The sequence below is a fragment of the Streptomyces sp. HUAS 31 genome (assembly GCF_028198125.1).
Taxonomy (GTDB): domain Bacteria; phylum Actinomycetota; class Actinomycetes; order Streptomycetales; family Streptomycetaceae; genus Streptomyces; species Streptomyces chartreusis.
The window spans coordinates 9,285,003-9,311,044 of the sequence record NZ_CP116353.1; the positions used below are offsets into that span (position 1 = coordinate 9,285,003).

A 26,042-nucleotide genomic window follows, 5' to 3' on the forward strand; every position below is an offset into this window, starting at 1 on the left:
GGCTACGACCCGGGCGAGTCGGCCAGTTCGGCGATGACCTGGGCGTGGCACGCCTGCGGGACGCACCAGCAGCCGAGCCTTCGGCCGCGCAGGCCGGGCAGCAGGGCGAGCAGGTCGGGACGGCTCAGCAGATGGGCCCGGTACTTCTCGACCACCGCTTCCCGGGTGCCGTCCCGTCCCGGCCGGAAGGGACTCGCGAGCGGAGAGCCCGCGAGGTCCCAGCCACCGCGGTGCATCGCGCGGCCGACGTAGACGACGTCCGCGTAGTCGGGGTCGTCGCGATGCCCCTTCATGTTGACGACCGTGGTCCGGCTCATGCCGTTCATGGTGCGCTCCGTCCGCGCCGGGCGAAGCGAGCCCGGCTCAGGCGGCGGTGCGGTGCGCGCAACGGCGACGGGTATGTGGCGGGCTGTGCCATGGCCTGTCCTTCCTCGGTCGGCCCGTTCGTGGCCGTTCGGCGGGTGAGGGTGCCGGGCGGCAGCGCGGGGCGGCGCGCGGCCGCCCGGCGGTCGGGTCAGGGAAGCTTGACCGCCAGCAGGTCGACCGGCCTGATGTCCGGCGCCTCACTGAGCATGGTCCCGGCGGCCTCCATCAGCGCCGCGGCGATCCGCCCCTGGAGGTGCCCCTGACGCCCCTCCTCGTCCTCGAAGGTGTCGAAGACGCCGAAGGTGGTGTCGCCCTGCCGGAAGGCGAACCAGGTGACGGTGTGGTCCTCCTGCCGCGCCAGCTCCAGGGCGTCCCGCAGCAGGCCCTCCACCTTCTCGGCGTACTCCGGCTTGGCCTCGATCCGGGCAAGCAGCCCCAGCTTCGTCATGCCGTACTCCTGTCTGTGCTCATCGGTGAACGTGGTGATCGCGGTGCCGGTACCGGGCACCGGCTGTTGTCCGGACACCGAAAAGCTATGCCGCACGGTCGGCCGCGCCCAGTGTCGGAAACGACGCGTCCGATATCGTTTCCGTCATGGATGTGGCGGTGCTGGCGTACGACGGTGTGTTCGACTCCGGGCTCTCCGCCGTCCTCGCCGTCCTCGACGGGGCGAACGCGATGCGCTCGGAACTGCCGAAGCCGCCGCCCGCCTGGCAGGTGTCCACCGTCGGCTTCCGGCGCCGGATCCGTACCGGAGCCGGGCACCTGGTCGAGACGCTCCCCGTGGGCACCGCGAAGGACGCGGACCTGCTGCTGGTGCCCGCGCTCGCCGAGCGGCGGCCCGACGCCCTGATCGCGCACGTCTCCGGCCCGGACGCCGAGCCCGTCCGACGGCTGGTGGCCGCGACGCGCGCCCGCCGTACGCCCGTCGCGTCCGCCTGCACGGGCACGTTCCTGCTGGCCGAGTCGGGGATCCTCGACGGGCGCACGGCCACGACCAGCTGGTGGCTCGCCCCGTACTTCCGCAAGCGCTACCCCGCGGTCACGGTCGACGAGAGCCGCATGGTCACCACGTCCGAGGGGGTGACCACGGCCGGGGCCGCGTTCGGGCACGTCGACCTCGCGCTCGCGATCGTGAGGATGAGCAGCCCGGCCCTCGCGGACCTGGTCGCGCGTTACCTCGTCGTCGACGAACGCCCCTCGCAGGCGGCATACACGATCTCCTCGGCGCTCGCGCAGAGCGATCCGACGCTGGCCGCCTTCGAGCGCTGGGCGCGGGTGCACCTGGACCAGCCGATCTCGATCGCCGACGCGGCACGGGCCGTCGGCGTCAGCGAACGCACGCTCCAGCGCGCCGTGCGCCGCACGCTCGGCACCTCACCCGTCCGCTTCGTCCAGGACCTGCGCGTCGAGCAGGCCTCCCACCTGCTGCGCACCACGGATCTGCCCCTGGAGGTCATCGCCCGCAAGGTCGGCTACGAGCACCCCAACACCCTGCGCATCCTGCTCCGCGAGCGCACCGGGGAGACGGCCGGCTCGCTACGGGGACGATGACCCGAGGGGACCGCAGCCGTGGCCGGTCGGTCAGGCGGCGCCGGCCGAGCCGTTGAAGTAGTGCCCCTCGGCCAGGTCTTCGAGCAGGTCGGGCCGGGTCGGGCGCCAGTCCAGCGACTCCTGCGTCAGGGCGCTCGACGCCGATGCGTCGAGACCCAGGAAGGCGCCGAGCCAGCCGAAGTGCTCGGTGGCGGCCTCCGGGGCCACGGAAGTCACCGGCACACCGAGGTGACGGCCTATCACTTCGGCCACGTCACGGATGGCGACGCCCTCCTCGGCGGCACCGTGCAGCACGGCCCCGGCGGGGGCCTTCTCGACCGCGAGGCGGAACAGCCGTGCGGCGTCCAGGCGGTGGACGGCGGCCCAGCGGTTGGCGCCGTCGCCGATGTAGCCGGACACCCCCTTGGCGCGGGCGATGCCCGCCAGTGTCGCCATGAACCCGTTGTCCCCCTCGCCGTGGCAGGTCGGAGCGAGGCGCACCACGGACGAGCGCACTCCGCGTGAGGCGAGTGCCAGAGCCGCGGTGGAGGTGACCGCGCGCAGAGACGTGGGCGAGCCGTCGATCGTGGGCAGGTCCCGCTCGGTCGACACCTGTCCCGGCTTCAGGCCGGCCAGCCCCGAGGCGAGGACGAACGGGCGGTCGCTGCCGGCCAGCGCGTCGCCGAAGGTGTCGACGGCGCGGCGGTCCGCCTCGGCGGCGCCCTTGTAGTCGCCGGTGAAGGCGACGTCGTGCTTGAAGGCGAGGTGAACCACCCCGTCCGAGGTGGCGGCGGTCGTGCGCAGAAGGTCGAGGTCGTCCACGGTGCCGCGGACCACCTCGGCTCCGGTCGCGGTGAGGGCCTCGGCGGAGGCGGTGGAGCGAGCGAGCCCGAGGACCTGGTGCCCCGCGTCGATGAGTTCGGGCACGAGGGCGGAGCCGATCCAGCCGGAGGCGCCGGTGACGAAGATGCGCATGGGAATGTCCCTCAACGATTGATGTCAGTGACTGTCATCGACGCTACCACCTGATGTCAGTGACTGCCATCGCGTAGGATCTGCGCATGGGTAGATGGGAGCCGAACGCGCGCGAACGCCTGGCGAAAGCGGCGTTGGAGCTCTACAGTGAGCGGGGCTACGAGCAGACGACGGTGGCGGAGATCGCCAAGCGGGCGGGCCTCACGGAGCGGACCTACTTCCGGCACTACGCCGACAAGCGCGAGGTGCTGTTCGACGGCTCCGGGTCGTTGCAGGAACTCTTCGTGAACGCCGTCGCCGAGGCCCCCGAGTCCGCGGCGCCGATCGACGCCGTGGCGGCCGGCCTGGAGGCCGTCGGCACGGTGTTCGTCGATCGCCGCGAGCACTCCCGGCGGCGTCAGGCCGTCATCGTGGCCAACGCGGAACTCCAGGAACGCGAACTCATCAAGCTCTCCTCGCTGTCGGCCGCGCTCGCCGACGCCCTGCGCCGACGCGGCGTCGGCGAGCCGGCGGCGAGCCTGACCGCCGAGGCCGGTGTCGCCGTGTTCAAGGTCGGCTTCGAGAGATGGACCGCGGACCCCGAGGACGGGACCCTGGCGCGGGCGATGCGCGAGTCCTTGGCGGAGCTCAAGGCCGTGACCGCGGGCGCCTAGGCGGTCAGGACTTTCGGTCGCCGTCCTCGGGTACGCCGGGGGGTGACTTCGGCGTACCCAGGCGTCGCCTGAGGGGCGTCTCCTGGGACAGCACGGCGCCCACGCTGAGGCCGATGGCGACGGCCACGCACACCACGATCAGCCAGGACAGCAGAACGAAGACCGAACCCGCGGGACCGTAGCCGGCCAGCGCCCGGTTGAGGGCTCGCGGCATGTAGAAGTGCGCGGTCACGGACAGGGCGCTGACCGCGAGCGCCGTGATGACGGCACCCGGCAGGAGGGGCGGCCAGCGGACGGCACCGCCCAGCAGCAGATGCTGCGTCCACCACCACATGGCCACCTGGATGACGAGGATGACCGGAGCGCCGATCTCGGCCCCCCGACCGAACCCGTTGTGCAGCAGGCCTTGCAGGATCAGCGCGCCGAGCCACAGGACGATCCACGCCAGCCACCGCCACGGAGCGACCTTCGACTCCGTGCGGGACAGCACCCAGGCCCGTCTGCACAGCCGCTGCACCGCGCGGCTCACCGCGGTGGCCGACAGCAGCACCATCAGCACGCCCACCAGGCCGGTCGCCTGGCGCAGATCGTCGCCGGCCGGCGCAAACGCCTGCTCCACCTGGGCCTTCGAGTCTCCCGTCAGACCGAACACGGAACTCACCGACGTCGCGACCTGGTCCTGCACCGCCTCCGGCGCGTACGCACCGAACACGAACAGCAGCGGGACCGCGGTCAGGAAACACTGCGCCGCGATGCGGGTCGCGGAGTCGAAGATGTTCACGGACACCAGCCGGTCGACGAGCCCCGTGATCACCGGGAAGCGGCTCTCCAGGCGCGCGTGGACGGCATGCAGCCACGCCGTCAACCGCTGCGTACGGTCACGCCACCACGACGCGCGCAGCAGGGCCGGGGTCCGAGAATGCGGGTCGCCTTCGGGCCGGTTCGACGGCGCGTCGGAGCCGGACTCCGCGCCCGTGCCCCCGGGGCTCATCAGACACCGGTGCGGGGGGAACCGGGGCAGGGTGCCGGGGCCCCCGCCGCCGACGGCGCGTCTGCCGAAGTCTTCATCGACGCTCCTTCCCACCTCAAGAGTGCGTGAGGAACCGGGTCATGGCACCCTCGGCCGTGCAGGTCAGGAGGCGGCGGCCTGGTCGGACGGCGTGGCCGCCTTCCCCGGCACAGGAACGGCACGGCCCGGCGGCAGCAGTTGGACGGTCACGAAAGCCACCACGGCCGACAGCAACACCACGGGCGTCATCTCGGCGCTTCCCATGACGAGGACGACCAGCACCGCACTGCTCACCGGAAGCCGCAGCGCGGCGGCGGAAGCGGCCGCCATGCCCGCCGCCAGCCCTGGCACCACACCCAACCCGGGCAACGGCGCGAGGAGTACGCCCGCCGCGGCCCCCAGGAAGAGCGACGGAAAGATGGGGCCACCACGCAGACTGCCCAGACAGAGCGAGTACGCCGTCGCCTTGAACAGCAGTACGGCGATCAGCGCACCCACGCCCCAGGAGTGCGGATCGTGGGCCAACTGGCCCAGCGTGCCCTGCCCGGACGACGCCACGTCCATCGGCGACCGGTCGGTGATCAGCGTGTACACCGCCGCGCACGCCCCGGCGGCCAGCGCGCAGGCCGTCGTACGCGCGATCGTGCGCTTCGAGACGAACAACGCGGTCAGTCGCCCGGTGTTCATGATCAGGTGCAGGGCGAACCCGATCACGACGGCCATGAGGATGGACCAGAGCACGTCGCCCGCGTCGATCCGGGGCGACGGCGCGGTCAGGTCGAGCGACAGACTGCCGGTCGACAGGCCGGTCCAGCGGCCGAACCCGGTGAAGACGAGTGAGCCTATCCCGCTGGCCAGCAGCGCCGGAAGCATGACGGCGAACAGCTGCGGGCCGCCCACTCCGGCCACCTCGATGAGGATGACCGCTCCGATCAGCGGGTTGCCGAAGATCGCGGGAAGCGCGGAGGCGGCGCCGGCCGCCGCCAGAAGCGGGGTGCTTCGCGGGGTCACCGGGGCGCGCACCAGTTGGGCGAAGAGCAGGGCCAGACCGCTGCCGAGCGCGATCAGCGGCGCTTCGGGGCCGAGCGTGGCGCCGAGCGGCAGACTGGCGAAGGCCGCGATGACGACCCCCGGCAGGGCGGACGCACCCTGACCCGGAGAGTGCAGACCGACGGCCGGAATATGACCGCCGGCTCCAGGCAGGTACCTGACCACGAGCGCGACGGTGGCGCCGGCGATCGCGAGCAGCGGCAACGGCCACCACCAGGGAGGGGTGTCCCACCCCAGCGCCGAGGGGAGGTCGGCCCACAGCGCGTGCTCCAGTTGGTGCACGGCGGCCAGGAACCAGAACGCGAGCAGGGAGACCGGGATGCCGATCAGTGCGGAGAAGACGAGCGCCTTCTGATAGGCCGGGCTCCGCAGCAGTTCACGCAACAGGTCGGCCTCTTCCGGCTGTGTACCGGCGGCCGGCGCAGCCGCAGACCCCGCATCAGGCACGACCCCGTTCCTCCCGTGTCCGTCGCCGTCCGAGGAACAGCGTCCTGAGTCATTGCAGCACCGGGCCCGGCCCCTTGCATGTCCACGCGGAGCCTTCCGGCCCCTTCGACGGCGCAAGCCCATTGAGCGCGTACGGCTATTTGCGGCGTATGCATGTAGAGCGCGTATGCATCGGATCTCTCGGGTACCCAAGAAGCACATCCACCTGTGCGACCGCACGCGAAAGGGGCTGCGAGGCATGCAGATCGATCTGAAGGGGCGCACCGCGCTGGTCACCGGATCCACCCAGGGCATCGGAGCGGCGATCGCCGCCGGCCTCGCCCGAGCGGGTGCCCGTGTGGGCGTCAACGGCCGCAGCCCCGAGCGGGTGGAGCAGAGCGTGGCCGAACTGGCCAAGCAGGTACCGGGCGCCGAGTGGGTGCCCGTGGCCGCGGACGTGACCACGCAGGAGGGCGCCGACCAGGTCGCCGGGATGCTCCCGGACGTCGACATCCTCGTGAACAACCTCGGCATCTTCGGCGCCGCGGACCCGCTGGAGATCAGCGACGAGGAGTGGCGTCGTTACTTCGAGGTGAACGTGCTCTCCGCCGTACGGCTGACGCGGTCGTACCTTCCGGGCATGACCGAGCGGGGCTGGGGCCGGGTCCAGTACATCGCCAGCGACTCGGCGATCGTCACCCCGGCCGAGATGATCCACTACGGCATGTCCAAGACGGCACTCCTCGCGGTCAGCCGGGGCTTCGCCAAGCAGGCCGCCGGCACCGGCGTGACGGTGAACTCGGTCATCGCCGGGCCCACCCACACGGGCGGGGTGGAGGACTTCGTCTACGAACTCGTGGACCGCAGCCTGCCCTGGGACGAGGCCCAGCGCGCCTTCATGCGCAAACACCGGCCGCAGAGCCTGCTGCAACGCCTGATCGAACCGGAGGAGATCGCGAACATGGTGGTCTACGTCAGCTCCGACCAGGCCTCGGCCACCACGGGCGGCGCACTGCGCGTGGACGGCGGATACGTCGACTCGATCCTGCCGTGACCTCGGCGGTGCTCATGCTAGGCCGTCACCGGTGAACCCATGCATGCTCATGCCTCCACGAGCCGATTGGGCTGGAGCAGCAGCAGGGCGATGTCGTCGATGGGCTGGTTGGTGCGGCGGGTGTGCTGGACGAGGCTGTCCGCGAGCTGGTGCAGCGGGAGGTCGCCCGACTCACCTAGGTGGCGGGCGAGGTCGGCGATGGTCCGGGTGATGTCGGTGCCGGGATCCTCGACGAGGCCGTCGGTGTAGAGCGCGAGGAGTGTCTCCGGGAGCAGGGGCAGCGTGGTGACCGGGTACGAGGGGGCGCCCGCGCCGACGCCGAGCGGGGGACCCGGACTGATGTCGATGACCTCGGCCTTGTTGTCGGCGTGCCGCAGCAGCGGGGGAGGGTGCCCGGCGCTGGCGAGGGACACCTCCTGGCGGGCCAGGTCGAGGTGGGCGTAGAGGCAGGAGACGAAACGGCTGGCGTTGAGGTCGGCGAGGTCGCGCTCGGTGTGGATGAGGACCTCGTCGGGAGCGGCTCCGGCGGTGGCGTGGGAGTGGACGGCCATCCGGACCTGGCCCATGAGGGCGGCCGCCATCATGTCGTGGCCCTGCACGTCTCCGATGACCGCGGCGGCAGTGGTGTTGGTCAGGCGGATGAGGTCGTAGAAGTCTCCGCCGATGTTCATGCCCTGCCCGGCCGGGAAGTAGCGCGCGGCGACCTCGAGTCCGGTGACGCTGGGCAGCGCCTGGGGCAGAAGGGTCTGCTGAAGGGCGAGCGCGAGTCCGTGCTTGGCGTCGTAGAGCCTTGCGCGGTCCAGGGCCTGGGCGATGAGACCGGCGAGCGGCGTGAGGATGGAACGCTCGGCGACCGGGAACGTGTGCGGGTGGTTGTAGGCGATGAGGAGACAACCGATGGGGCGCCCGGAGCTGAGCAGCGGCAGGAACGCCCACGCCTGTTTGTCGCTGATCTGCGGCGCCCTCGGATAGAGATGGGCCAGCTCGCCGCGGTCGGCGAAGAACGACGAGGCGCCGGTGGCCAGCGCATGCCCGGCGGGCGTGAGGTCGGCGTCCGTGGGCATGCCGTCGAACTGGTCGATGACGGCCGGCTCGTAGCCGCGGTATCCGATGATCCGGATACGGCCGGCGTCGGCGGTGGACATGATCATGCCGTGGGCGCCGAAGGCGGGCAGGATCTGGTCACCGACCAGATCGACGACGTCCTGGACACCGACGGTCTCCGTCAGTGCGGCGGCCAGGCCCATCAGGAGATGGATACGGCTGTCCGGCGGAGCGCCGGTGGAGGCCGGCCGCGTGCCGATGGGCCTGGACGAATGGTCGGGCGTGACCAGGATGCTGGTCCCGGTGTCGTCCGTGTGGAGCCGCAGGTCGAGCCACTGGTCCGGGGGGCGCAGGACGGTCAGTCCGAGAGGCTCACGACTGCTCATCGCGATCCGGTACGCGTCCATGTACGCGATGTTGTCGAGCCACGGCAGCGACATCCACGGCTCGGTGCCCAGCAACTGCTCCGGGGGACTGCCCAGCAGGCTCGCGGCGGCCGTGTTGACGTAGGTGACCCGCCCCGCGAGATCGAGGGAGAGGGTGCCGACGGGGAGGCGCTCGACGAGGGTGGCCGCCTCGTGCGCGGACTGAGCGCTCGTGTCCGAGTGGTGGGGCCGGACGAAGTGCGGACGGTCCGGAATGGCGGGTGCGGAGGAGGCCGAGTTCAGCACCCGGGCGACCCGGCGCGCGGCGGAGGCCATACGTCCGCGCTCACGAGGGCTGAGACGGGGAGAGCGGTCCGGGGCCCACAGCAGCAGCATCGTGCCCCGGCAGTGCCGGACGCCTCTGAGCGGGACCATGGCGAACGCGATCTCATAGGGGAGGCTCGCCGCGACGCGCGGGTAGCAGCGCGCCAGCTCCTCCAGGGAACTCACCCAGACGATGCGCTCGTTGCGCACCGAGTCCTGGGCGGGGCCATGGGCGGCATACGCGGTGCGCCACCAGGGCGCGAAGGCGTCCACCGGGATCCCGCACAGCGTGATCAGCCCCAGCACTTCCTCGGCCGGGTCCAGTACGTATACGCCCCCGTACCTGGCACCGGTGCGCTGCACAGCCGCAGCCAAGGCCTCACCGAGCGGATCAGCAACACCTGTCGGCGTCTCACCGGCCCCGGTCATGCGGCGCAAAACCTAACGCCCATATCAAGAACGCTAAGCCCGAGCCGGGGCTCAGGCATGTGGATCAGATGCGCGGGGTTCGGAGCGTCGCGCCCTGGACGCCGGCTGTGATGATCCGGTTACCTTGCGAAGTCGGCGGTGTCAGGTGAGGAGAAGCGTATGGACTCGGGCAGGCGTCGGTTCCTCGGCAGGTGCGGAGTAGTGGTGACGGGCGCCGCGGTGCCGTTCGCCCTCCCCCAGGGCATGCGCCGGCAGGCGTACGCCCGCCCGGACGCCGAGGCGAGTGCCGTGACGGAGCGGCATGCCGGCGTCGGCCATGAGCGCTTCATGTGGCTGGCCGTCGAGCAGGCCCGCAAGAACCCCAAGTGGCCCTTCGGCGCGGTCATCGTGCACACCCGCACCGGCGAGATCCTGGGGGGCGGAGTCAACACCGGGACGGACAGTCCGCTGCTGCACGGCGAAGTGGTCGCCATGAACGACTACGTGCGTCGGCAGGGCAATCAGGGCTGGGCCGACGCCACCCTCTACACCACGGGCGAGCCCTGCTCGATGTGCATGAGCGCGATGGCGTGGGCGAACCTGCGGCGAGTCGTCTGGGCCAGCTCGATCGACGACATCCGCGGCACCGGGATCATTCAGATCGACCTGACCGCACGCCAGGTGGCCGACGCGGCGAGCTCCTTCTACACCCCGCGGCTGCTCCTGGGCGGTGTCCTCGCGAACCACACCAACCGCCTCTTCCGGGAGGCCCAACGGCTGCGCGAAAGCCTCCCGGACGCGCCGGGCGTGACCGACCGGTAGAGGCGACAGTCGCGCCGTACTGATAGTTATGCTCGGGCACTGTGAGTGACGAGCGCGGTGGGCGTGCCGACGAGCATCCGGAACGGGGGACGGCCCTGCACCTCGCCCTTGTCCTTCTGGTCGCCGCGTCCGGGGCGGTGGAAGCCATCTCCTTCACCGCGCTGGAGCACGTCTTCGCCGGAGTGATGACGAGCAATCTCGCCCTGCTCGGGATGGCGATCGGCCGGGGGCAGGCGACGGGCGTGACCGCGGCGGTGCTGGCGCTGGCGGGGTTCGCCCTGGGCGCTGCCGTGACCGCCCGACTCACCCGCCGGAGCGGGGACGCGGGAACGTGTTGGCCCGAGCCGGTGATGTTCTGTCTGGCCGGCGAGGCGGTCGTACTGGCGGCCGGCGCCGTGATCTGGGCTGCTCTCGGCGGAACGCCGGGGCAAACCGCGCGGGACGCCCTGCAGTTCGGTGCCGCCGCGACGATGGGTGTCCAGTCTGCGGCCATGGTCGCGGCCGGGCGGGCCGCGTCACCGACCACCTATCTGACCGGGACGCTCGCCACGTACATCGTGCGGGGCGTGGGAACGGGCCGCACGGATCGCTGGGTGCCCGCGCAGCTGACCGCGCTGATGGTGGGGGCGGGGATCTCCATGCTGCTCCTCCGTGAGGCCCGGGGGTGGGCCGGCGTGCTGCCCGTGGTGCTGGTGGTGTGCGCCATCCTGACGGCCGCCGCGCCGATGATCCGCATGCGCCGTGACTCGGGCGGCAGTTGAGGGCCGAGTGCCCGCGCGGTACGTCCTGCTGAGCTCCGGCGGACGTTTTCGACACGCGCGCGTCGACTGGCGGCACGCCCGGCCGGAAACCAGGTGCGGCGCGTCAGCGCGGTGGTGTGTCATCGACGGCATGACGATCGCGTTGAGCAGGCCGGGAGTCGACGGGTTGAGCGGGACCGTGGGTGTGCTGCGGGAGTGGCAGTACGAAGGGGCGCCCATGCAACTGCATCCGGGGGACCTGGGCTGGTTCTGGCGGTTCGGTCCCGACGCGACGGCCGAGGCGGTCCGGACCTGGAGCCGGGGCGGGAGCATTCTCGCAGTCGGGCTGCTGGACGGCCCCGACCTGCTCCGACTGACGATCGCACCCGACGCCCACCGGGATGAGGAGCTGGCGCGGCAGTTGGTCAAGGACGTGTCCGGGACGGAACACGGTGTGTTCGGGGAGGGCAAGGCCTGCATCGAGGCGCCCATGGCCGCACTCGTCCAGGAGCTCCTGGCCGAGAACGGCTGGGACGTCGACGAACCGTGGACGCCGCTGCGTCGCGACCTCGCCGAGCCGGTGGAGGACCCGGGCGTGCGGATCGAGGTGATCGGACCGGAGCAGGCGCACGTACGAGCGGCCGTACAGCGGGCGTCGTTCAACAGCTCGACGTTCACGGACGAGCGCTGGCACGCGATGGCGAGCGGAGTGCTGTACGCCGACGCCCGGTGTCTCGTCGCGTACGACGACCGTGGCGACGCGGTGGCGGCGGTGACGGTGTGGTCGGCCGGTCGGGGCAAGCCCGGCCTGCTGGAGCCGATGGGCGTGGCTCGGAGCCATCGCGGTCGCGGCCACGGCAGGGCGATCACCGTCGCCGCGGCGGCCGCACTCCAGGAGCTTGGCTCGTCGAGCGCGATCGTGTGCACGCCGAGCTCCAACGTCGGCGCCGTAGCCACCTACAGGTCGGCCGGCTTCGAGCCGAGACCCGAGGTCCGGGACCGCCGCCGGGACGCGTAGCGGCCGCGTCGGATCAGTCGCGGAGAGCGGCGGACCGCTTCAGCAGGAAGTGTCCGCTCGCGCCCGCGCACAGCAGACCCGCCACCATGCAGACGAGGCTGAGGGCCGGGCCGGAGGTCCAATCGACGTGCGCCGCGCGGGCGGCCAGGACGACGGTCATGGTGGCCGCGGTGCCGGGCAGCGCGAGGAGGGCCGGGCGGGTGCGGGTCAGGTCGTCCTCGGCGAGGGCACCCAGGACGCCGACTCCGAGCGCGAGCGCCCACACGCCGAGTGCCTGTGCGTCGAGGCGACTGGTGTCCCAGGGGACGAAGTCGGCCCAGAAGCCCGGCCGGATCAGCAAGCCCGTGCCGATGCCCAGCCAGGCCGAACCCAGCACCGCCAGCGGCGGTTTGGACCAGGCGGGCAGCGGGGCGGCAGCCGTACCGCGCTGCTGAGCCGGGACCCGGTGTTGCAGGACCAGAGCGATCATCGCCCACGCGCAGAACAGCCCCAGGACGAATATCCAGCCGAGGCTGAACAGCACGGACAGGACGGGCCCGCCCTCGGCGATGTAGAGCCCGCCGGCATTGAGCATGGTCACGGTGAACAGGCCGACCAGGACGACGGCCAACGGGTGGAGCAGGGTGCGCGCTTCTTCCCAGTGCCGCGTCCGGCCGACGGCGAACAGGCCCGGCGCGGTACCCAGCATCGCGGCACCGATCAGGCCCGGGTTGAGCGAGTCGGGGGACGCCCAGGCGCCGAAGACATGGCCGGTGAGGCTGACGGCCGCCAGAAGTCCGCCCACGAGAAGGCTGTTCACCGCCACAGCGGTGGCCAGCATGGCCACTCCGGCGGTCAGCGGGCGTCCGCCGGCGGCTGCGCGGGCGGAGGCGTCGGATGCTGCCTGTGTCATGAGGTTTCCGTTTCCGGGCGGGGACCTGGGGACGTACGTCGACCGGTGACCGCGTATCGCGGCGGACGGCAATGAGGCAGCTGACGGCTCCGGGTCAGCGGGCTGCGACGAGACTGCCGGCTGCTACGAGAGGGCGGGCTGCTACGAGAGGGCGGGCTGCTACAAGAGGGCGGGCTGCTACAAGACGGGCGAGGAGATGCGCGAGGGCGATGCGGCTGAGGAGGAGTCCGCGGTCGATCGCTTGCGCAGCTCCCGGGCGTACATGACGCGCAGGCTCGCCACCGCGGTGGCCGCGGTGGCGAGAACGCCGCAGCCGATGGCGAGGCCGGCGGCCAGTGCCGTGTGGTGATCCAGGTCGAGAGTGCGCTCGAAGACCGGGGTCGCACCGGCCGAGAGCACGGGCGCCAGGCACAGCGCTGTCAGGTGCAGCCGCCACTCCTCGCGGGCCCAGGTGCGGCCCTGCCGTGCGGCGCGCCTCGCGCCGGCGGCCATGACGGCGTAGGTGACGGCGTACGGCAGCAGGTAGCCCGCCAGCAGACGGTGACCCGCCGCGCCGAAGTCGAGGTACGAGTACACGATCCAGGCCAGTGCGGCGGCGCCGGCCAAGTGGGCGGCGGCCAGCACCGGCAGCGGGGCCCACGAACCGGACACCCCGTCGACCGTCGCGCGCCGGTCGAGCGAGCGCGAGGCGATGAGCGCGCCGAACGCGACCACCGACCCCAGATGCATGATCGCCACCTGGTTGATCTCGGCCATCGACAGCCCCGGCATCAGCACCGGCAGGCCGCCCCACTCCAGGCGAAGCAGGGGAGCGGTCAGCAGAAAGCCGTAGCAGAGCAGCATCCAGCGCTGGTGCAGATCGGGGAAGCCGCCGACGGCGGACAGGATGCCGAAGGTCACGCTCATCACGGTGCCCACCAGGATGGTGGCGAGCACGATCCAGAACGCCGCCCCGCTGAAGGCGTCCGCGGGCGCCGTGCGCGCCAGGTACAGGCCGGCGCCCGCCATCGAGGCGTACACCGTCACCGCGAACACCACACCGAGCACGCGGTGCAGACGCATCCGCCGCCGGGCCGCCGTCAGCAGCTGCGCGGGCCCCAGAAGCATGAGCAGGCCCCCGAGCACCGAGTGCACGATCATCGGCACCAGGCTGTGCCGGTACGGCTCGATGCGGGTGGCCAGCGCGTCCGCGACATAGCTCGGGGAGACGAGGCGGGACATCAGCCACTCGCCGAACGCGGGCGCGCCGGGGCTCGCGTACGGCCACAGCTCGGTCATCGCCACCGGCGCGTACGCGACACACATGACGGTCACCGCGATCGTGGCGCCACGGCGCCAGGTGCTGCTCGTCGGACGGCCCACGGCGACCTCCTGCTCATGGCCGCTGCACGGCCGAAACCAATAGTCCAGATTGGACTATCGAGAAGGTAGAGGGGACCAATGCCGAGGTCAACGGTCCGTGGCGGTCGGAAATCGTCAGGAATCCGTGGACGTGCGGTCCTCCCGCTGCCGCACCCACGCCCAGAAGTCGACCATCATCCGCTCGTAGCGGATACCGAACTCCAGCGCCTCGCGCTGCCCGGCAGTCAGCAACTCCCCGACCTCGTCGGCGAGTTCCTCGTACGACCGCAGGGTGCGCCGGTGCTCGTCGACCTGGACCGGAGCCAGCACGTCCGGCTGTCCGCCGAACCACAGCTTGAGGATGCCGCGCTCCCTCGCCTCGACGGGCACGAACTCCGGATCCCCGAGCCACTCCTGAAGAGCGGCACGCCCCTCGTCCGTGAGCGTCAGCACTCGCCGGTTACGCCCGCTCTCCTGCCGCACCTGGGACAGCAGCCCCGCCTCCAGCAGCCGGTCGCACTGCGCGTACACCTGGGCGTGCGGCACCGACCAGAACGGCGCCACCGTGCGCGCCGCCTCGCCCTTCACGTCGTACGCACTCGCCTCGCCCAGCTTGTCGATGATCCCGAGCACGAGATAAGAGGGGGTCGTCAACCGCACGTCAGCCATGAGGTGACCGTATCGCCCCAGGTGACGGCAGGAGAGTGCGCGGGCGTGCCCGTGCGCGGGTGTTCGGAAGGGTGAAGGAGGCGCCACCATCCGGACGCCGTCCGCGTGGCGCGCGTAGCTGCCGTGGCGCCGGTGGTGTGCCCTGAGGCAACAGGACGGCTCACCCGTGAAGGAGACACACGGCATGCTCGGACAGTCGCAGGCCTTCAGCGGCTTCTCGGTCGACGACCTCGACGAGGCCCGCCGGTTCTACGGTGAGACTCTCGGCCTCCAGGTCGAGGACACCGGTGAGGGGGAGATGCGCATGCTGACCCTCCGGCTCGGCGGCGGTACGCAGGTCTTCGTCTATCCCAAGCCGACGCACACCCCCGCGACGTTCACGATCCTCAACTTCCCGGTCGACGACATCGAGGCAGCCGTGGACGAATTGCAGCGGCGTGGCGTGTCCTTGACGCGCTACCCCGGATTCGAGCACGACGAGAAGGGCATCGTCCGTGTCGGCAACGGCGGCCCCGCGGCGATCGCCTGGTTCACCGACCCTGCCGGAAACGTCCTCTCCGTACTCCAGGAACACTGACCGCTCACCCGCTGCCCTACGTGGAGCCGGAGCTCCTGAACACCTGAAGCGCCCGCCCCCTCGCCTGACCCGGGTCGGGCGATTGACGGCCGGGAGGACGGATAAGGGCACCCGCTCGCCGGAACAACAGGGGTAGGACCCCTTGGCGAGAGGGAGGCAGGCATGGGCGTAGCCGAGAACCCGGTCACCGAGCAGCCGCGCAGGTTCTACGACGGTGGCGTCGACGCGACCGCGGGTCAACCGGAAGTTCCGCCCGACCCCGACGCGGATCCCCGGATCGAACTCGTCCGGCATGTCCTCGGCGGCCAGGAGGAGTTCGCGATGCAACGCCGCATCGCCTACCGGGACCGTCACCTCGGCGAGCTGCTGGTGCCCCGGCTGACCGCCGCCTTCCGCACCGACCTGACCTCCGTCCCCGCCTTCTTCACCTGGCTCGTGCCCAAGACCGGGAACCATCTGCCGGCCACGCTGCTGCACGACGGACTGATCCACCCTCCCGGCGATCCGACGTACGTCTCGACCGAGAGCCACGTGGTGCTGCGCGTGGAGGCCGACCGTGTGCTGCGGGACGCCATGGCGGACGCCGGGACCGCGCTCGTGAGGCGGTGGCTGGTCTGGTCGGCCGTGACGACGGTGACGATGCTCGACGGCGGGGGAACGGGCTGGACGAAGAGCCGCGCTTGGTACCACCGCCTGGTCGCGGCCCTGACCGTCGTACTGATCCTGGCACTCGGCGTCCTGGCGACCCTCGACCTCTTCGACATCCGGATCCCCTTCAGTCCGACACAGCTCTGGATGGGCGACCGGACATGGTTCGTCGAGATCGTCAACGGGCTGTCGGCCGCGATCGCGATCCCGCTGCTGCTCGCCCGGCTGTTCTGGGGCAAGGACCTCTGGATCGCCGGCGCGGTCGTGGGGGTCAGCCTGTCGGTCCTGCTGCACGTCACGGTGGCGGTGCTAGCCATCACCGGGCTGTACCAGTTGGTCGAGCGCTTCACGAGGAGCGTGCCGCGTGCGGCGGCAGTGCTGGCGTGCGTGGGGATGCCGGCGGCGCTGGTGTGGTTCGTGGTCACGGTGATCGTCACGCGGTGATGGACCGAGGTCCGTGGGCGACCCGGGATTCCCGGGTACGTCGGATGGGGTGCCCGGCCGGGAAGCCGGGCACCCCATCCGACGTACCGGGCCGTGTCAGTGCCGCACCGGCGTCGCCTCGGCCGGCACCGAACTCCGGGTGCTGCTGCGGTAGATGGAGATGCCGAGGGCGAGCAGCCAGTAGCTGAGGATCGCGCCCATCAGGGCGGTGGTGCCCCAGCCGTTCGCCGCGGAGAAGTTCGCCGGGGTGTTACCGAAGAACAGGGACGGCACGAAGAGGAGATTGAGGCCGGCCAGGGCGTAGGCGGAGCGGCTGGTCCAGCGGGGCAGCAGTTCCGTGCGGGCGATGGCGTAACCCACCGAGGCGAGGAACAGTGCCAGCAGCAGGCGTCCGATCGACCCGTAGAGGATGTAGGTCCCGCTGACGGTGATGGTCGGGTCGATGGAGTGGTCGGCGGCGATGACCGCGCCGGCTTCCAGCCCGCTGGAGACGAGGGTGACCGTCGTGTAGACCAGTCCGCCGGCGAAGGCCATCGAACCCACCCACTCGTAGGCCGGGTTCACCCGCTTCACCAATTCGCGGAAGGCCGTGACGAACACGATCAGGAACGCCAGCGCGATGATCGCGATCAGCAGCCTGGCCAGGACGTTGGAGTCCGGCGGCGGGCCGGAGTAGATGAAGTACAGCGGTACCTCGATGATCAGCGCGGCCGCGGTGCCGATGCCGGCGAGTCCTGTCACGCGCCTGGCGAAGGTCTCGTTCATTGGGGTTCCCCCGAGGGTCCGTTGGTGGATTGATGTCGCCGGTCCGTTCTCCGACGACCTGAATCCTGCCGCCCGCGACATGTCCCGTCCCTGGGCCTGAACACCCGATCGGCGGGCCTGGATCCCCGGTCGGTGGGTGGCCCTGGTGACACCCCCGGGGGTGCCCGGTGGGCCCTCTCTTGGCGCTCCGCGCCCCTACGGCAGTCGGAAGACGCGTCCGAGGGCGTCGGACAGTGCGGATGCCGCGCCCGAAGCGGTCAGCGGTGACAGTCGGGCGCCCAGATAGCCGTCCGGGCGGATGAGGAATGCCGTCGGGGCCTCGACGCCGTACAGCCGCGCGAACTCCGCCGCGCCGTCCCGGAAGACGGGCAGGCGCAGACCGTCGGGGTCGACCGGTTGGCGGACGGTCTGAGGTGTGACCTCGTCCCGGCTGACCACGAACGCTGTGATGTGGTCACCGGCCAGCCGGTACCCGGTGACGGCGGCCTCCCGGCACGAGGCGAGCGCGTCGGCCGAGTCGGCGTACAGCACCAGTACGTGTCCGCGGTCGCGCAGGAGGTCGTACAGGCGCAGGGGCGTCGAGGCCACGCCCGCGAGGAGACCGGCACAGTCGGGCGCACGCTCACCGGCCTGCGGGCCCGGTGATCCCGTGTTGCCGGGCGCCACCAGGGGGCTGCCCGGGTAGGCGACGAGCAACTGGGCTTCGCGCAACATCACCGTCGTCATGTCGTCCGGCGTCGCGCGGATGCCCTGGGTGGCGTGCTTGACCGTACGTCCCACCACCTCCTGACCGACCGGGCGACGCTCGGCGTCATAGCTGTCGAGCAGCCGGGGACGGGCCCCGCCTTCCAGCGCGAGTGCCAGTTTCCAGGCGAGGTTGTAGGCGTCCTGGATGCCGGTGTTCATGCCCTGGGCTCCGGTCGGCGGATGGATGTGCGCGGCGTCGCCGGCGACGAAGACCCGGCCGACGGAGTACCGGTCGACGAGGCGATGACTGATGCGGAAGACCGACGACCAGCGCATGGCGGACGCCGTGGTGGGCTCCGGCGACAGCCGGTCGAGGACGGCCTGGATGTGCCCGAGTCCGGGAGCCCGCCCACCTTCCAGCCCGTGGGCGACCGAGTCGTGCGACGTGCCTTCGCCACTGGCCGAGAGCTCGGGCGGCACCAGCATCGACATGCGGTACCGACGGTCCCCGGGCAGTGGGATGCACACCAGGAGATCGTCGATACGGCCGTCCTCGTCGTGGTGCGTGGCGCGTACGCCGTAGCCCTGGGGGAGGCCCCAGTCCACCTCCACGTCGGCGAGCATGTACTCCTCCGGAAACGCACCCCCCTCGAAGCCGAGCCCGAGCCCCTTGCGGACGGTGCTGTGCGCCCCGTCGCAGCCGATCAGGAAGCACGACCGCACCTCCTGCTCGGCACCGGACGCCGTGACGATCCGGCTGACCACTCCGTCCTCGTCCTGCGTGAACCCCACCAGCTCGGTGCCCCGCTCGATCCCGCTGCCGAAGCGGGCGAGCTGCTCCTCGATGATGCGCTCCGTCTCGTACTGGGGGAGGGCCGCGAAGCCGTACGGCACCTCGGGCGGCAGCCGTATCTCGAAGCGATCCTGCTCCACGCCGTCGTCGTACAGCACATGCCCGCGCATCGGCACGGCTACCTCGAGGGCGGCGCGGACCATGCCCATCCGGTCCCAGATCTCCAGGGTCCGCGGCTGCACGCCCACGGCCTTGGCGTACGGCAACCGGGCCGGAAGCCGGTCGATGACACGGCAGGCGACCCCCTGTCGCCGCAGTTCCGCCGCCGCGGTCAACCCGACGGGTCCAGCTCCCACGATCAGTACGTCCGTGTCCACCACCGGCGTCTCCCGCCACAGGCCCCCCTCGCGGCACGCCTCCATCGTCCACCGCGGGGAACGGGACAGCGACTCTGAGGGTGGGCATTTGCACGACCCTGGTGGGTCGAGGCGTCAGAGCATCCAGGTCCGGGTGCCGAAGGAGGAGCATGCCCGTGAGGCCACGAGAGCGGCGGCGCGCAGGGACCGTACGAAGCCCTCCGCGGAGAGCTGTCGCTCGGCGGCGAGGTGACGGGTCAGCGCCCCGTGCAGGATGTCCCCGGCGCCGAGCGTGTCAGCGACCGGCACGGCCGGCACCTCTACCGTCCCGCCGTCGCCGGGGCCCGCCCACTCGATGGGCTGTCCGCCCCGGGTGACCGCGGTCCAGCGGACTCCCTGCTGCCGGAGAAAGCGCAGGGTTTCGGACGGCGTACGGGTCCCGGGCGGATGGAAGTCGGCGGAGCAGACCGCTACGTCGATCCACGGCAGCAGGTTCTGCGTGCCCGGCTTCCAGCTCCCGGCGTCCAGGACGGTGACGCGGCCGACGGCACGTGCGGTGCGGGCGGCGGCGGTGGCCAGTTCCATGTGGTGGCCGTCGAACTGGACGATGTCGCAGGCTGTCACCAGCGCGTCGAGATCGTAGGGCGGGGCGAGCCGGTGTGCGGTGGCGTTGGTCGAGGCGACGGCGCGCTGTCCGGTGGAGGCGGTCACCATGATGGAGGAGACGGCGGGCGGATCGGTCGCGTCGGCCGCCAGGTCCGACACGGTCACACCCGCCCGGTCCAGGTCGGCCGTGACCGCGAGTGCCAACGGGTGGGAGCCGATCGCGGTGAGCAGCCTGGCCGTGCCACCCAGGTGGGCAAAGGTCACGGCCGCGTTCGCGGCGGGGCCGCCGGCGGCAACCGTCTGCTCACGCGCGGTGAGCTTCTCGTCGGGACCGGGGACATGGTCGACGAGCTGGATGACATCCAGCGTGCAGAGGCCGACGAACAGCCCTTCAGGCCGCCTGCCCGTTCCGGACTGCATCCAGGTGCACCTCCGCTCGGCCCGGCGTCCGGGTCATTGCCCATGCCCGGACCTGCGGGGATCACAGACAGGGCCGGACTCTTCAACGGTGCCCACCGCTGCTCGGGTCCACCCTTCCGCACGCGCAGCCGACGAGTCCGGTCGGCAGGCCGGTTGCGACCGGTCAGGAGGCCGATTGCTACCGGACAGGAGCCCGATGGAGACCGGTCAGGAATCGAGAAGCCCTTGTCGGGGGCCCACGCCTAGCGTGAAGGACATGGAAAACAACGCATCCACCGCATCCACCAAGTCCCTCGCGTCCGTCACCATCGAGGTCGCCGACCTCGAGGCCGCGCGCCGCTTCTACGCCGCCTTCGGAGTGGACCAGCACATCCGGCTGCGGGAGTCCGAGGCGGACTCCACCGGTTTCCGCGGCTTCACTCTGGCTCTCACCGTGTCCGGACCGGCCACCGTCGACGCCTTTCTGGGCGCGGCCGTGGACGCCGGCGCCACCGTGCTGAAGCCCGCCGCGAAGTCGCTCTGGGGCTACGGCGGCGTCGTACAGGCGCCCGACGGGACGATCTGCAAGGTCGCCACCTCGGCGAAGAAGGACAGCGGCCCGGCGACCCGCGAGATCGACGAGGTCGTCCTGCTGCTGGGCGTCGAGGACGTGAAGGCCAGCAAGCAGTACTACGTAGGCCAGGGTCTGACCGTGGCCAGGAGCTTCGGCGGCAAGTACGCCGAGTTCACGGCCGACGAGGCCGGCCCCGTCAAGCTCGCGCTCTACAAGCGCCGCGGCCTGGCCAAGGACCTCGGCGTCCCCACCGACGGCACGGGTTCGCACCGTGTCGTCCTGGGCAGCACGGCCGGTGCGTTCACCGACCCTGACGGATTCGCCTGGGAGGCGGCGACCCGCCTCGACGCCGCCTCGCCCGGGGAGTCGGCCACTTCTTGAGGGCCGGCACCCTGTGCCGCGTGGACCTGCGGGTCAGAAGTCCGTGGGCAACCCGCTCACCTCGGCGATGCCGCGGAGCTCCTCCGTCTGCCTGTGCCGTTCGCGGATGTATTCGGCGATCTCGCCGAGCCGGTCGGGGTCGGAGGCCGTGGTCGCGTCGGTGACGATCCGTACCGGACCGGTGTCATCGACGTCGATCTCGACCACTTCGTTGTCCAGGCGGCCGGTCACAGCGGTGGCGATGACGAGAGCGGCCTCGTCACGGACCTCCTGCGGCAGCTCGTCGGCGTCCGAATCGAGCGCGAAGTCGAGGGTGGAGAGGCGTTCCTCGTCGATCGCCTTGAGGACCGGTTCCACCACTCGGAGCAGGAGCCGGTAGTCCTCTGTGTCCATCCGGATACGCAGGAGGTCCAGGTACACCTCCACGGGCTGGCCGTCGCCTTGCGGAACCTCGTATTCGCTCATCCGTCCCGTGTTCCCCACTGGACGATCCTCAGACGTGTTGCCAGCGAGCCATGGCGAAGGAGAACAGACCGAACAGCAGCAGCCCGGCCGCGACGCAGACCAGCAGCGACGGGCCGAGCGGGGTGTCGGCGAAGGTACGCAGAGTGTCGTCGAGGCCCTTGGCCCGATCGGGTTCGTAGTCGACGGCCGCGCGGACGGCGAAGGCACCGATCGCCGCGAACACCAGCCCCCGGGCGGCCCCGCCGGCCACGCCGGTGACATCCACCAGCCGCCGCGTCCGCCGGCTCATCCGCCCGAGCTGGAGATCGTCGTGGTACTTGCGCAGGACGGCCCATACGCCGATCCAGATGCCGCCCACGACAACGCCCACCCCGGCCGCGCCGACCAGCCACTGACCTGCGGGTATCTCCAGGGCCCGGGCGGTGGCGTCCCGTGACTGCTGGTCGCTGGATCCGCCGCCGTGGCTACGGCTCACGGCGAACGACAGCACGGAGTAGGCAACGAAGACGTAGCACGCGAAGCGGCCGGCCGCGAGCAGGCGCTTGCGCGCGGTGCGGCCGTCCTTCCCGACGGAACCGAAGAGTGCCTCCGACAGCCGCCACAGGGCCATGCCGACGAGCCCGATGCCCAGCGCCCACAGCAGTACGGCGCCGAACGGCTTCTGCGCCAGTTCCTCCAGGGCTCCTCCCCGGTCGGCCTGCTTGCTGGTGTCGCCGAAGGCGACCTGTAGCGCCAGCGCGCCGACGAGCAGATAGATCACGCCCCGAGCGGCGAGGCCCGCCCGTGCCGCTCCTTCGGTGACCGAACCTCGCGCCGCCTGCCGGGCCCGGAATCGCCCGGTCCATGCCCACGCACCCGTGTCCATGTAGACCTCCCGGCAGTCCGGATGCCCCGACCCGGCGCCGACACACCCGGCCCGGTTCAGGTCACCGCCGGCGGCCTGGGTTCCGTGGCGCGCCAGAACCTCACCCGTCACGTACCTTCCGCAAACGCCGACGGTACGGGGAGGGGGCCCAACGCAGCCGTACGCCGGTGACCCGGGCGATGGCACGAAGATGCGGTCCTGTATTACCGATGAACCAGACCTCACGATCCGCGTGCGACCACACATAGGCCGGAACGCCGTCGTCGAGGAGGGATGTCAGCCGTGGCTCGTCGAGCTCCTCGGCCGCGAACTCGTAGAGCGCGGGGAGACGCGGGGCGATGAGCCCGTAGTCGAGCATGCGGGCGAGGGCATGTTCAGCGAAGACGACCTCTTCCACGGATCCCACAATCGGGTAGTTCTTCGGAAACGACCGAGCCAGGTCGAGGAACCACTTGACGCTTCGATGGCGCGGGTCCACCAGCCGCGGGCCGGGGAAGGCCAGCGGCCCCAGTGCGAGTCGAGGATCCGCCAACATCGCATGCGTATAGACAACGCGAAGAAGCGCGACGTTCATCATGAATCGCTCTGCTTTGAGTTCCTGTGCAGCCAGGTCCTCGTACTTCAGATATCCCGCGACAATGCTGGCGTTGTGCGCCCGGTACCAATGGGTCGGCGACGGCTCACGAATGAAATCGATCCAACACTGAACGCTGTGGCTGCTCGGGATCCCTGAGCCGTCGTCGGCCAAGAGCCCGGCCTCGATCTTGTCCCGCAACAGCACTGCATTCACACTGCGCCACCACGCACTGCCGGCCCGGCCGGAGGACTCCGGCTCCAGCACTCCACGAGCGGCCGACCAGCGCATGAAGCTCAACTCGGCGTGCCCGTACTGTCGAAAGCGGCCTGACGCGGCGTCATAGAAATCCGCCGCCAGCGCAAGCCGCCCAGCCGTGTCGTCCCGCACCACATCGACCCGCTCCTCCGCACGAGCGGCGGCGTCAGCCACGGTGCCTCAATCGGATCGGCGTCATTCGAGAACCTCATAAACCTGAGGGACTGGACCGAAGGGGTGGCGCCGCCTGCGCAAAGTCCGTTGCAGCACCACCTGTATCACCGACAGTATCGACAAATACACTGGCGGCATCAATGACACTCAAGGAGCCCGCCCCACCGCCCCATCGGCATCGAGGTGTTGGCAGCCGGTTCGAAGCTGCCCGGGTATCTGCTCGAGTCCGCGGAGTGCCTCGACGCCGAAGGGGCATGAGGCGAGACCGTCAATCGGTACGGGCGCGGAGGCTCCGGGCCAGGGTGGGGATCATCACCGCCGCAGGGACGAGGTGCAGGGCGAGGAGGGCGGTGACGGTTCACGTTGTTCCTCCGTCGTTCGCCAATTGGTGTACGGGGTGTGCTGACTGGCATGTGACGGTCCTGGCCCCTGAGGGTGAGGGCGCACCCTGGCCGTGGGACTGCCGCGGAGTGTGCGTGTCCGGTCAGTAGCGGGACTACTCCCTGCCGTCCGCCGGCAGCCGCTCCGGCAGCCCGAGTCGCGGGAACTGGTCGTCATGGAATGTGACGATCTCGGTGATCGCCCCGCCGGTGACGCGTAGGACGTCGATCGTCAGCGGCAGGTACGCGCCCTCCTGCTTCCGCCAGAGGTAGAAGGCGATCGCGGGCTGCCGGTTCACGGAGGTGGGGACGCCGCGGAGGCCCTTCATGCCCTCGAAGCCACTCTGGACCCAATCGTTCACCACCGCGTCGCGGCCGACGTGCAGGCCCGGCGTGGGCGGCATCGAGCAGCGGACGTCGTCCCGCAGCATCGAGGCGAGCACCGGGATGTCCGTGGCCACGCTGGCGTCGGTGAAGCGGCGTACCAGCTCGCGCGTCCCGGCGTCCTGTTCGCCGCCGGTCCAGTCCTGCCGCTCGGCGGGCAGGTGCTCCCGCATACCGGCGCGGGCCCGCTGGAGCGCGCTGTTCACGGAGTTGACGGAGTCCCCGAGTAGCTTCGCGACGTCCTTCGCGGGCCAGCCGAGCACGTCACGCAGGATCAGCACGGCCCGCGGGCGCGGCGCGAGGTGCTGGACCGCGATCAGGTACGCCAACTCGATCGTCTCCCGAGCAACGGCGACGGCCTCCGGCTCGTCCGCGTCGCCCGCGGGCAGCTCGTCGAGCAGCCGGTCCGGGTAGGGCTGCAGCCACAGCACCTCGCCGCCGGTCGCGGGCTCCGGGCGGCGCTTCGCGAGCAGGTCCAGGCAGGCGTTGGTGGCGATCCCGTACAGCCAGGCCCTGAACGTCGACCGCCCTTCGAAGGTCTCCCGCCGCCGCCAGGCACGGAGGAACGTCTCCTGCACGGTGTCCTCGGCGTCCTCGAACGACCCGAGCATCCGGTAGCAGTGCACGTGCAGCTCTCGCCGGTGCCGCTCCGCCAGCCCCGAGAACGCTGCCTCGTCGACCTCACCCAGCCCGCTCACACCCAGCTCCTCCAGCCGCGTGTCCGCACTCATGACGTCATCCTTCCGCCTCGTCGTGTCCTGTCGTAGATGTGACGGGCGGGGGCGCGAAAACTCATCACCACGGTCGGTCGGCTTGGCTGAGCCTCTCTCATCCTCGGTCGGTCGGGGTGATCGACTGCTTGCCCTGCCTGGGCCTCGCCTGACCCGGCTACCGACCGTCACGCCTACGCCCTCAGCGGCTGCCGGCAGCTCGCCGGCTGATGTGGGCGCGCAGCAAGCGCACCGCCAGGTCATGTCCGTAGAGATTGGCCATGTCCATCGGGGTGTGACCGTCTGGATCTGCGAGCTCCGGGTTCGCCCCGAAGGCCAGTAGCACGGCAGTCGTATGCACCGTCAGCGGTTGTCCGCTCTGAAGCGAGCCGTCGCCCTCGACATCGATCGCGTGTGTCAGCAACGTCATGTTGCTGAAGACCTCATCGGGGTCGGAGCCGTCGGCCAGCAATCGGGCCAGCGTCGCAACATCCTCGTGCTCGACCGCGTGATGGGCGGGGGTCCAGTAGTCGCTCACCAAGGCATTCAACAGTGTCACGCCTGCACCGTGGGGCGGACATTGATCTCGCCGATCTCGACGTCGTCGGGCTGCTCGACGGCGAAGGCCACGGCGCGGGCGACGGCCTCCGGCGGGATGCCCATCGCGTCCATGTTCTCGCGGGTCCGGTGGCGGAGGGCGGGGTCCGCCATCGAGTCCGCGAGGTCCGTGCGGATGTATCCCGGCGAGATGGCCGTCGTACGCACCACCCCGTCGGTGGACTCCGTACGCAGACCCTCGTGGACGGTACGCACCGCGTTCTTGGTCGCGGCGTAGACGGCCATCGAGGGGGACACCGACAGCCCGGCCACGGAGACGATGCTGACCAGGTGGCCCTTGCCCTGCTCGCGGAAGACGGGCAGCGCGGCGGCGACACAGTTGAGCATGCCGCGCAGGTTGACGTCGATCATGGCCGACCAGCCTTCGGTGTCGAGGTCGGCCAGGGGGCTGATGGGAGCGATGCCGGCGTTGTTCACCAGGACGTCGATACGGCCGTAGTGCTCGACGGTGGTGGAGACCAGGCGCCGTAGGTCCTCGGCCTTGGTGACGTCGACGACGCACGTGGCCGCACGGCCTCCTTGCTCCCGGATGTCCTGCGCTATGGCGTCGATGCGCTCGCCGCGGCGTGCCGCGAGGACGACCGCGGCTCCCCGCTGGGCCAGCAGGCGGGCCGTGGCCTCACCGATTCCCCCGCTCGCTCCGGTGACGGCGACGATCTTGCCGTTGAGGAAGAGCATTGCTGCCTCCAGTAAAG

General features: G+C 70.8%; 27 protein-coding genes. 9 read left to right on the plus strand and 18 right to left on the minus strand.

What is annotated here, in order from left to right:
* Positions 1–2 precede the first annotated feature (2 nt).
* Positions 3–317, minus strand: a complete 315-nt coding sequence (locus tag PGH47_RS40415; RefSeq protein ID WP_271667620.1) for a DUF4326 domain-containing protein — start codon at positions 315–317, stop codon at positions 3–5.
* Positions 318–514: 197 nt separating this feature from the next.
* Positions 515–892, minus strand: a complete 378-nt coding sequence (locus PGH47_RS40420) for a putative quinol monooxygenase (protein ID WP_271667621.1) — start codon at positions 890–892, stop codon at positions 515–517.
* Between the two features lie 68 nt (positions 893–960).
* Between PGH47_RS40420 and PGH47_RS40425 the strand changes: the two genes are divergently transcribed.
* Positions 961–1,920, plus strand: coding sequence for a GlxA family transcriptional regulator (locus PGH47_RS40425; protein WP_271667622.1), 960 nt, complete (start codon positions 961–963; stop codon positions 1,918–1,920).
* Between the two features lie 30 nt (positions 1,921–1,950).
* On the opposite strand, the gene PGH47_RS40430 is transcribed toward PGH47_RS40425, so the two are convergent.
* Positions 1,951–2,874, minus strand: a complete 924-nt coding sequence (locus PGH47_RS40430) for an SDR family oxidoreductase (protein WP_271667623.1) — start codon at positions 2,872–2,874, stop codon at positions 1,951–1,953.
* A gap of 86 nt (positions 2,875–2,960) precedes the next feature.
* Between PGH47_RS40430 and PGH47_RS40435 the strand changes: the two genes are divergently transcribed.
* Positions 2,961–3,527 (plus strand): TetR/AcrR family transcriptional regulator, encoded by a 567-nt coding sequence (locus tag PGH47_RS40435; RefSeq protein WP_271667624.1) that lies wholly within the window; start codon positions 2,961–2,963, stop codon positions 3,525–3,527.
* A gap of 4 nt (positions 3,528–3,531) precedes the next feature.
* On the opposite strand, the gene PGH47_RS40440 is transcribed toward PGH47_RS40435, so the two are convergent.
* On the minus strand, positions 3,532–4,518 hold the full coding sequence (locus tag PGH47_RS40440) for a YhjD/YihY/BrkB family envelope integrity protein (protein WP_271667625.1): 987 nt from the start codon (positions 4,516–4,518) through the stop codon (positions 3,532–3,534).
* Positions 4,519–4,659: 141 nt separating this feature from the next.
* Positions 4,660–6,033 (minus strand): chloride channel protein, encoded by a 1,374-nt coding sequence (locus PGH47_RS40445; RefSeq protein ID WP_271667626.1) that lies wholly within the window; start codon positions 6,031–6,033, stop codon positions 4,660–4,662.
* A 238-nt stretch (positions 6,034–6,271) separates the two neighbouring features.
* Between PGH47_RS40445 and PGH47_RS40450 the strand changes: the two genes are divergently transcribed.
* The gene (locus tag PGH47_RS40450; protein ID WP_271667627.1) at positions 6,272–7,066 is read left to right on the plus strand and encodes an SDR family NAD(P)-dependent oxidoreductase; all 795 of its coding nucleotides are present in this window, start codon (positions 6,272–6,274) and stop codon (positions 7,064–7,066) included.
* Between the two features lie 47 nt (positions 7,067–7,113).
* Here the strand turns inward: PGH47_RS40450 and PGH47_RS40455 are convergent, their stop codons facing one another.
* Entirely contained in the window at positions 7,114–9,228 is a 2,115-nt protein-coding gene (locus PGH47_RS40455; RefSeq protein WP_271667628.1) for a SpoIIE family protein phosphatase, read from the minus strand.
* 159 nt (positions 9,229–9,387) lie between these two features.
* Between PGH47_RS40455 and PGH47_RS40460 the strand changes: the two genes are divergently transcribed.
* The 3 genes from PGH47_RS40460 to PGH47_RS40470 all read left to right on the plus strand — a co-directional run bounded on the left by PGH47_RS40460 (position 9,388) and on the right by PGH47_RS40470 (position 11,787).
* Entirely contained in the window at positions 9,388–10,029 is a 642-nt protein-coding gene (locus tag PGH47_RS40460) for a nucleoside deaminase (protein WP_271667629.1), read from the plus strand.
* Positions 10,030–10,070: 41 nt separating this feature from the next.
* The gene (locus tag PGH47_RS40465) at positions 10,071–10,790 is read left to right on the plus strand and encodes a YoaK family protein (protein ID WP_271667630.1); all 720 of its coding nucleotides are present in this window, start codon (positions 10,071–10,073) and stop codon (positions 10,788–10,790) included.
* Between the two features lie 130 nt (positions 10,791–10,920).
* Positions 10,921–11,787 carry a GNAT family N-acetyltransferase gene (locus PGH47_RS40470; protein ID WP_271667631.1) on the plus strand — a complete coding sequence of 289 codons (867 nt, stop codon included), beginning with the start codon at positions 10,921–10,923 and terminating at the stop codon, positions 11,785–11,787.
* Between the two features lie 13 nt (positions 11,788–11,800).
* On the opposite strand, the gene PGH47_RS40475 is transcribed toward PGH47_RS40470, so the two are convergent.
* The 3 genes from PGH47_RS40475 to PGH47_RS40485 form a co-directional block, all read right to left on the minus strand.
* The gene (locus PGH47_RS40475; RefSeq protein WP_271667632.1) at positions 11,801–12,679 is read right to left on the minus strand and encodes a hypothetical protein; all 879 of its coding nucleotides are present in this window, start codon (positions 12,677–12,679) and stop codon (positions 11,801–11,803) included.
* A 177-nt stretch (positions 12,680–12,856) separates the two neighbouring features.
* The gene (locus tag PGH47_RS40480) at positions 12,857–14,041 is read right to left on the minus strand and encodes a DUF2306 domain-containing protein (protein ID WP_271667633.1); all 1,185 of its coding nucleotides are present in this window, start codon (positions 14,039–14,041) and stop codon (positions 12,857–12,859) included.
* A gap of 114 nt (positions 14,042–14,155) precedes the next feature.
* The gene (locus PGH47_RS40485) at positions 14,156–14,689 is read right to left on the minus strand and encodes a PadR family transcriptional regulator (protein ID WP_271667634.1); all 534 of its coding nucleotides are present in this window, start codon (positions 14,687–14,689) and stop codon (positions 14,156–14,158) included.
* 184 nt (positions 14,690–14,873) lie between these two features.
* Between PGH47_RS40485 and PGH47_RS40490 the strand changes: the two genes are divergently transcribed.
* Both PGH47_RS40490 and PGH47_RS40495 read left to right on the plus strand, forming a co-directional pair.
* On the plus strand, positions 14,874–15,266 hold the full coding sequence (locus tag PGH47_RS40490) for a VOC family protein (RefSeq protein ID WP_125524189.1): 393 nt from the start codon (positions 14,874–14,876) through the stop codon (positions 15,264–15,266).
* A gap of 162 nt (positions 15,267–15,428) precedes the next feature.
* Positions 15,429–16,358, plus strand: coding sequence for a DUF1353 domain-containing protein (locus PGH47_RS40495; protein ID WP_271667635.1), 930 nt, complete (start codon positions 15,429–15,431; stop codon positions 16,356–16,358).
* 96 nt (positions 16,359–16,454) lie between these two features.
* Here the strand turns inward: PGH47_RS40495 and PGH47_RS40500 are convergent, their stop codons facing one another.
* The 3 genes from PGH47_RS40500 to PGH47_RS40510 all read right to left on the minus strand — a co-directional run bounded on the left by PGH47_RS40500 (position 16,455) and on the right by PGH47_RS40510 (position 19,985).
* A complete protein-coding gene (locus PGH47_RS40500) occupies positions 16,455–17,123 on the minus strand; it encodes a hypothetical protein (RefSeq protein ID WP_271667636.1) in 669 nt (222 codons plus the stop codon).
* Between the two features lie 195 nt (positions 17,124–17,318).
* Positions 17,319–19,025 (minus strand): FAD-dependent monooxygenase, encoded by a 1,707-nt coding sequence (locus PGH47_RS40505; protein ID WP_443048602.1) that lies wholly within the window; start codon positions 19,023–19,025, stop codon positions 17,319–17,321.
* A gap of 69 nt (positions 19,026–19,094) precedes the next feature.
* A complete protein-coding gene (locus tag PGH47_RS40510; RefSeq protein WP_271667638.1) occupies positions 19,095–19,985 on the minus strand; it encodes a PfkB family carbohydrate kinase in 891 nt (296 codons plus the stop codon).
* 256 nt (positions 19,986–20,241) lie between these two features.
* Between PGH47_RS40510 and PGH47_RS40515 the strand changes: the two genes are divergently transcribed.
* Positions 20,242–20,919, plus strand: a complete 678-nt coding sequence (locus PGH47_RS40515) for a glyoxalase (RefSeq protein ID WP_271667639.1) — start codon at positions 20,242–20,244, stop codon at positions 20,917–20,919.
* A 33-nt stretch (positions 20,920–20,952) separates the two neighbouring features.
* Here PGH47_RS40515 and PGH47_RS40520 read toward each other — a convergent pair whose 3' ends face one another.
* From PGH47_RS40520 to PGH47_RS40545, 6 genes are all read right to left on the minus strand, one after another.
* A complete protein-coding gene (locus tag PGH47_RS40520; RefSeq protein WP_107910560.1) occupies positions 20,953–21,384 on the minus strand; it encodes a hypothetical protein in 432 nt (143 codons plus the stop codon).
* 28 nt (positions 21,385–21,412) lie between these two features.
* Positions 21,413–22,249, minus strand: coding sequence for a DUF1206 domain-containing protein (locus PGH47_RS40525; protein ID WP_271668270.1), 837 nt, complete (start codon positions 22,247–22,249; stop codon positions 21,413–21,415).
* A gap of 100 nt (positions 22,250–22,349) precedes the next feature.
* A complete protein-coding gene (locus PGH47_RS40530; protein ID WP_271667640.1) occupies positions 22,350–23,255 on the minus strand; it encodes a hypothetical protein in 906 nt (301 codons plus the stop codon).
* A gap of 496 nt (positions 23,256–23,751) precedes the next feature.
* The gene (locus PGH47_RS40535; RefSeq protein ID WP_271667641.1) at positions 23,752–24,750 is read right to left on the minus strand and encodes an RNA polymerase subunit sigma-70; all 999 of its coding nucleotides are present in this window, start codon (positions 24,748–24,750) and stop codon (positions 23,752–23,754) included.
* A 181-nt stretch (positions 24,751–24,931) separates the two neighbouring features.
* Positions 24,932–25,267, minus strand: a complete 336-nt coding sequence (locus tag PGH47_RS40540; protein WP_271668271.1) for an ankyrin repeat domain-containing protein — start codon at positions 25,265–25,267, stop codon at positions 24,932–24,934.
* Positions 25,268–25,284: 17 nt separating this feature from the next.
* On the minus strand, positions 25,285–26,025 hold the full coding sequence (locus tag PGH47_RS40545) for an SDR family oxidoreductase (RefSeq protein WP_271667642.1): 741 nt from the start codon (positions 26,023–26,025) through the stop codon (positions 25,285–25,287).
* Positions 26,026–26,042: the final 17 nt, after the last annotated feature.